At 37.2% G+C, this 7187-nt stretch carries 7 protein-coding genes and 1 pseudogene; 3 read left to right on the forward strand and 5 right to left on the reverse strand.

Going from position 1 to position 7187, the window contains the following annotated elements:
• Positions 1-116: 116 nt before the first annotated feature.
• On the forward strand, positions 117-1502 hold the full coding sequence (locus A9G24_RS09010; RefSeq protein ID WP_065638715.1) for an MATE family efflux transporter: 1386 nt from the start codon (positions 117-119) through the stop codon (positions 1500-1502).
• Between the two features lie 98 nt (positions 1503-1600).
• Here the strand turns inward: A9G24_RS09010 and A9G24_RS09015 are convergent, their stop codons facing one another.
• The 4 genes from A9G24_RS09015 to A9G24_RS09025 all read right to left on the reverse strand — a co-directional run bounded on the left by A9G24_RS09015 (position 1601) and on the right by A9G24_RS09025 (position 4530).
• A complete protein-coding gene (locus A9G24_RS09015) occupies positions 1601-2293 on the reverse strand; it encodes a tetratricopeptide repeat protein (protein ID WP_065638716.1) in 693 nt (230 codons plus the stop codon).
• A gap of 157 nt (positions 2294-2450) precedes the next feature.
• Complete coding sequence (locus tag A9G24_RS12885; RefSeq protein ID WP_176700874.1) at positions 2451-2597, reverse strand: hypothetical protein; 147 nt, start codon at positions 2595-2597, stop codon at positions 2451-2453.
• A gap of 173 nt (positions 2598-2770) precedes the next feature.
• Positions 2771-3652 carry a DMT family transporter gene (locus tag A9G24_RS09020; RefSeq protein WP_065638717.1) on the reverse strand — a complete coding sequence of 294 codons (882 nt, stop codon included), beginning with the start codon at positions 3650-3652 and terminating at the stop codon, positions 2771-2773.
• 11 nt (positions 3653-3663) lie between these two features.
• Positions 3664-4530, reverse strand: a complete 867-nt coding sequence (locus A9G24_RS09025; RefSeq protein WP_065638718.1) for a YicC/YloC family endoribonuclease — start codon at positions 4528-4530, stop codon at positions 3664-3666.
• 159 nt (positions 4531-4689) lie between these two features.
• Between A9G24_RS09025 and rph the strand changes: the two genes are divergently transcribed.
• Both rph and pyrE read left to right on the forward strand, forming a co-directional pair.
• Complete coding sequence (rph, locus tag A9G24_RS09030) at positions 4690-5406, forward strand: ribonuclease PH (protein ID WP_065638719.1); 717 nt, start codon at positions 4690-4692, stop codon at positions 5404-5406.
• A 13-nt stretch (positions 5407-5419) separates the two neighbouring features.
• Positions 5420-6067, forward strand: a complete 648-nt coding sequence (gene pyrE, locus A9G24_RS09035) for an orotate phosphoribosyltransferase (RefSeq protein WP_065638720.1) — start codon at positions 5420-5422, stop codon at positions 6065-6067.
• Between the two features lie 67 nt (positions 6068-6134).
• Here the strand turns inward: pyrE and A9G24_RS09040 are convergent.
• Positions 6135-7187 (reverse strand): annotated as a pseudogene (locus A9G24_RS09040) (IS1182 family transposase); the annotation flags it as partial.

The raw sequence follows: 7187 nt of genomic DNA on the forward strand, positions 1-7187 counted from the left end.
ACAGCAGACATGAACATATCATGGCTAATTTGAATAGCGATTATGCTCTTTTTATACTAAAACGTGTAGTTACCTGAAACTTCTTTACAATATTTAACAGCGGAAAAATAAAAGCAATGGCTCACTCTCTTGATGTTTATAACGATTTTAAAAATAAAAAAATCAGTTCATTATTTTGGCAATATGCGCTACCAGCCGTGATTGGCACAATTGTAAATACATTATATAACATTATTGATGGTATATTTATTGGCCATTGGATTGGTCGTGAAGCATTGAGCGGTGCTGGTATTATTTTGCCAGTTATGAATCTAACCGCAGGCATTGGTATGCTGGTAGGCATTGGCTCTGCTAGTCGAATTTCGATTTTTTTAGGGCGAGGTGAAAACGACAAAGCCGAAAAAATCGCTGGCACATCGTTTATGTTAACTGCCGTTTTAAGTGGCTTAACTTTGGCGTTATTGCTCTATTTTGTCGATCCCGTTTTACATTTTGTCGGATCGAGCGCGACTAATCATGTATATGCCCGCGAATTTTTAGAGGTTTTTTTACCTGGTAGTATTTTTATTACATTAACGTTTAATTATAACAATATGATGCGCGCCAGCGGTTATCCATTTAAAGCAATGGTTACCATGTTTATTAGTGTCATTGCCAATATTATTTTGGCACCTATATTTATTATTGGTTTAGGCTGGGGAATGCGTGGAGCGGCTTTTGCAACCACGTTATCTATGTTTATTAGCTTCTTATTTGTTATGCAACACTTTATCAGCAAAAACAGTAATATTAAGCTATATCGACGCAATTTTACCCTTAACTTGACCTATATTAAATCGATTATATCAATCGGTATGTCGCCATTCGCCATGCAAGTTGCGGCCTCTATTGTGGTTGTTTTTATCAACTGGCAATTAGTACATTATGCACCACTATCTAACGTGTCGAGTGATGATGCTATTGCGGGCTATTCCAATGCCAACCGATTAATCACATTAGTGATTATGATTGTGATTGGCATCAATCAAGGTATGCAACCAATTATTGGTTATAATTATGGGGCAAAAAACTATTCGCGTGTCAAAACCACTTTTTTCTATGCCGTTAAGGTAGCCACCGTGATCACAAGTATTGGCTTTATTCTTGGATTTTTTATTCCGGATATTTTAGTCCGCGCATTTAGTGCTGACGAGGATTTAATTTCAATATCAGCCATTGCACTACGCTATACCACGCTTTCTTTTGCTTTTATTGGTTTTCAAATGGTGACAACCAGCTTTTTCCAATGCATTGGTATGGCAAAAGTATCAATTTTACTCAGCCTTTCAAGGCAGATCCTCATCTTATTGCCAACACTCTATATTTTGCCATTATTCTTTGGGCTTAATGGCGTTTGGGCTTCATCACCCATCGCGGATTTATTATCTGCTGGTATCGCTTTGACTGTACTTGTTTGGTATTTTAAATCAATCAGAACAAGAATCCACACAGCAGCTAATTAGAATTATTTTAATATAACATTAACAAAAGAGGGGGTAGTTCATTTCCCCCTTTTTGCGTTTAATCGAGTTTTATTGGTATTGCAGGTTAAAAGTACACTTTAGTTACAAAATGGATGATTAACTCCGTTTTTACACGCTTTTTCAATCCATTCCATGGCTTTTTTATGATCTTTTTTTACAACTTGACCATTTTCATACATGACACCCAAATTAAATTGTGCTTGTGGCACACCTTGTATAGCGGCTTTTTCGAGCCATTCTTTTGCTGTAACTATATCTTTTTTTACACCCTCGCCTTGTAAGTACATAATAGCTAAATTATATTGCGCATTGGCAAGACCTTGTTTCGCAGATTTTTCAAATAGTTCTCTGGCTTTAGACACATCTTTTTCTACTCCTCGCCCTTCACTGTATAAGATACCTAAATTATATTGAGCGTAATCATCATTTTGAGCGGCTGCTTTTTCGTACCACTCTTTTGCTTTCACATAATCTTGCTCAACACCCGTACCATAATCGTAATAAACACCTAAATTAGATTGAGCACTCGCATAACCTTGAGCAGCTGATTTTTCATACCATTCTCTTGCTTTAGCATAGTCTTGTTCAACTCCTTCGCCGCGATCATATCGAACACCCAAATCATACTGCGCTTTTGCATCATTTTTTTCGGTTGCCATTTTCATCACTTCATCAAATGGTAAGTCTTTTAGCGAAGTTTTATCAGTATCAGCATTAGCAAAACCAGCTAAAAGTATAAATAGTAAGCCTGTAGTTAATAGTTTTTTCATTATTCTTTCCTCTTATTGTAATATCTATTATATTGTTGGGGTTGATGTTTTAATTCATCAAAATAATTATAATTTAACAAATATCAATAATATATGTTTTTATTGATGCGTAAACCAAAATTAAGACTTCATAAGCTTTATTGCATTTAACCTAATTTTATTGGGCTTTTGCATTATTGGCGTCAGTAGCCAATTTAATGGCATCATCAATCGGTAAGTTTTTTAGTGAGGTATTATTGGTGTCAGCATTGACAAAACCGGCTAAAAATAGAATTAGTAACCCTTTGATTAATAATTTTTTCAAACTTTTATCTTTCATCATAATATTGGCATATTTATATTACCATTGTGTTTTTTTAGTTTAAATTTTATCAATACCCGTTTAACTTAAAAATAAGTAGAGAATATTTTTTAACGATAAGTAATAAAAAATGAGAAGTGTAATGCCTTGCTTGCATATCCTTGTTTTTTGATAACTTACTTGTTTATATCAATCGTTATTAAAGCAAGACAAATAAGAATAAAGAAAATACCGATACACCCCATTAAAGGCAATGTTTCGCCTACTACCAAAATTGCTAAAACTGCCGCTATTACAGGCTCAAGCAGAGTGATAGTTGTTGCGGTACTAGCGGATATTTTTGATAAGCCAAATCCATAACAAAGATATCCTACAAACATAGGGACTAATGCTATATAGACACAAACTGTCATATTCGTTAATGAATCACATACACCAAAACCAGTTAGCACCATGATGGGTATTAATAATACGCCTCCACATCCAAAAGTTGCCCCCATGGCTGACTTAGTTGATATTCCTTTCAACATTAACTGACGCGCTGACCAGGAGTATAAAGCATAAGTAAATCCAGCAATTAAACCAAGTAAAACACCAATGATGATGTGATTATTTTGAACGGTTGTTAAATTATTTTCTGAAAATGACAGTAGTATCATCCCTAAAATGCCAAACGTTGCGCCAATTAACCAGCGTTTAGTTAAGCGAAAGTCACCGTTCACATATTCAATTATAGCTGAGAGAATCGGCGCCGAGCCAATAGATACAACCGTACCAATTGTCACACCCGATAATCGCATTGAGGAATAAAAAGCTAAAGGATAAATCATTACGGCAATGGCACCGACAATAAGAAAATAGCTATACTGGGTTAACAAATCACGCTCGTTAATGATTTTAGGGACAGCTAAAACACACTGCAAAATCCCACCAATCCCCATTGCAACGGCGCCAATAAACAATGAAGAAAGTGAGGGAGCAAACGTGGCTACAGTGCCGGTTGTCCCCCACAAAATAGAAGCTAATACAACCGCTAGACTACCAAGATATCGACTCATTAATCAAGTCATTATTCAATGTTTTGTACTTGCTCTCTAATTTGTTCAATGAGTACTTTAAGTTCGATTGCACTTGCTGTTACATCCGAATTAATTGATTTAGAGGCTATAGTATTCGATTCCCGATTAAATTCTTGCATCATAAAATCCAACCTACGACCTATTGCTTCGTTTTTCTTTAAGATTGAGTAAGTTTCTTTAACATGCGTCATTAAACGATCAAGCTCTTCGGCAACATCAATTCGCTGTGCAACCATCACTATTTCTTGCTCTAAACGCGAATGATCAAGTTCAATATTAGCTTCAGCTAATTTACTTTTTAAGCGTTCTTTTTGCCACTCAAGTATTTGAGGCATGTAATTGCGAATCTTATTAACTTCGACAGTAATAGCTTCTAAGCGTTTAACAATCAAATCGCTAAGCGCTTTACCCTCACGCTCACGCACGGTAATAAAATCATCAATCGCACTATCTAATAAGGCTATAATTTCTTGGGAAATCGCATCCAGATTTTGCTCTTTAGCCAATAAAACCCCCGGCCAACGTAACACATCAATAGGGTTGGTTTGCCCTGATTGATGCTCGGATTGTACCCAACTTGCTGCATTAAGTATTTGTTTAGCCAAATCTTTATTTAACAAGAGTTCTTGATGTTGCCCAGCAGGATCTAGCTCAAAACGTAAATTACACTCAATTTTGCCTCGAGTTAATCGATTGCGCAATCTTTCGCGGATTATCGGTTCAAGTGAGCGAAACTGCTCTGGCAGGCGAATATAGGTTTCTAAATAACGTTGGTTAACAGAACGCAGTTCCCACGAGGCAGTTCCCCACGGTTGATTTAACTCTTTTCGTGAATAGGCAGTCATGCTGGAAATCATAATAGCTTCCTAAATTTGTAAAAAACTTACTGGGCATTGTACCACATATTCTGTATAATATGCTCTTAGCTTAGGCTAAACATCAACCATATCTTGTTGATGTCCTCCTAAATAATTAGTTCAAAAAGATATTTTTAATTGTAACAGTTGGAGAATTGCATGCGCCCGTCTGGTCGATCTGCGGAACAAGTCCGCCCAATCAAAATAACCCGTCATTATACTAAGCATGCAGAAGGTTCTGTATTAGTTGAGTTTGGTGAAACTAAAGTACTGTGTAATGCCACTGTTGATGAAAGTGTGCCACGTTTTTTAAAAGGCCAAAATCAAGGTTGGGTAACAGCTGAATATGGCATGCTACCGCGTGCAACTCATTCACGCACCCAGCGCGAAGCGGCTAAAGGCAAACAAACCGGTCGTACTATGGAAATTCAACGCCTTATTGCTCGTTCATTACGCGCCATGATTGACCTTAAATTATTAGGCGAATACACCATCACATTAGATTGCGATGTCATTCAAGCCGATGGTGGCACTCGAACGGCATCAATTACTGGTGCTTGTGTGGCGCTTAATGATGCAATCAACAAAATGGTTGCAGAGGGTAAAATAAAGCAAAATCCAATTAAATCATTGGTTGCTGCTGTTTCTGTCGGCATTGTCGATGGTCAAGCGGTCTGTGATTTAGAATACATAGAAGATTCAAACGCACAAACCGATATGAATGTTGTGATGACTGACGATGGACGTATGATTGAAGTGCAAGGCACTGCCGAAGGCGAACCATTTAGTCATGACGAATTATTAAAACTGTTAGCGCTAGCAAAAAATGGCATCGCAACAATTATTGAAGCTCAAAAACAGGCCTTAAACGATTAATTGGAGAAAATCGATGAAATCATATAAAAGTGAATTTATTGAATTTGCTTTAAATAGGCAAGCATTAAAATTTGGTGAATTCACCTTAAAATCAGGACGCAAAAGCCCCTATTTTTTTAATGCAGGATTGTTTAATACCGGTAAAGATCTAGCTTTATTAGGTCGTTTTTACGCAGCTGCTCTCATGGATGCCAACTTAGAATACGATGTCATTTTTGGCCCAGCTTATAAAGGTATTCCTATTGTTTCATCAACCGTTGTTGCACTCTCTGAACATCATAATATCGATGTGCCTTATTGCTTTAACCGCAAAGAAGCCAAAGACCACGGTGAAGGTGGTAACTTAGTAGGTAGTTCGATCTATCAGCAACGCGTTATGCTGGTTGATGATGTTATTACCGCCGGTACCGCAATTCGGGAATCGATGAGAATATTAGAAGATAACCAATCTAAACTCGCTGGCGTACTGATTTGTCTAGACCGTCAAGAAAAAGGTCGTGGTGAACTTTCCGCAATTCAAGAAATTAAACAAACTTATCATTGTAATGTTATTTCAATTATTACGCTTGATGATTTAATCCAATACCTTTACCAAGATCCGTCACGAAAAGATCAAGTCACACAAGTTGAAGCTTATCGGGCTGAGTATGGGATAAAATAAGCTATTAGTATTTGAATATACAATAGCAATATATAATTATTAGAAAACCTCGAATAATATCGAGGTTTCAGATTGATGACAAACCTCGATATAATTCGGGGTTTATTTTTTTATTTAAACCATAAATAGGATTTTTAATTTGGATTTTATTAAATAAATTAAAAAATAGCCTAAAAAAACGTAACAAAAATAGCTTTATCGCTATTTTCTTGATATTTTGAGCTGTTGCGGCCAATAAACACTGCATTTGAACCTGTGCTCTTCCTCTAAATCTTGCATAGCGATGTCCGTGGTGTTGTTTAGCATCAGCAAAGCTGCGCTCTATGGTTTCTTTTCGCCGAGCATAGACTTTTTTACCCCACTGACTTAAACGAATTTCGTTGGCTATCTCTTTATCTGCTTCCCAGATATGCCGTGTGATGACTTTCTGTGTATTTTTACTCTGTGTACACTGTGACAATAACGGACAGATTTTGCAGGTTGTTGCATCAGAATGATAATGACGATAACCTTCCCTGCTGGTAGTTTTATATATTAATGTTTGCCCGTTTGGGCAAGTATAAGTATCGTTTTGACTGTTATAGATAAACTGCTTTTTTCTGATGGGATTCGCACCATGGGTGGGGCGGCGATAACCCAACACCGGATATATCTGCTCTGCCAGCAGTAAATGGCAAATGGGAGCCGTAAAATAACCCGCATCAAGACCGACACCAACCGGATTAAAGCCAAACCGCTCTAACTGGCGTTTTAATCGAGCCATGTAAGGCTGGGAATCATGGATATTTCCAGCTGTGACATAGGTATCGGTAATTAAATTATGTTTGCCATCAACCGTTCGGTGATCTAAGTAGAAGAATCCTTTAGGCTTGCCTTCCCGATGCATAAAGCCACTGTCTGGATCTGTTGTACTGACTTTAACCTCCTTGTATTTCTCTACCGTCGATGGCTTTAAGACTTTTTTCCGTTTAATTCTCTTTCTGCGTTGATGGCTTGATTAAGCGCATCAATATATTGACTGGGCTCAACAATACGCTGCTCATTACGTGCTTTGCCTTTATTGGCATTTGCTTTTAGGTGAGTACTGTCCGTATATAATACCCGACCACTTATCAACCCT

The sequence above is a fragment of the Gilliamella sp. App6-5 genome (genome assembly GCF_001690525.1).
GTDB classification, from domain to species: domain Bacteria; phylum Pseudomonadota; class Gammaproteobacteria; order Enterobacterales; family Orbaceae; genus Gilliamella; species Gilliamella apicola_H.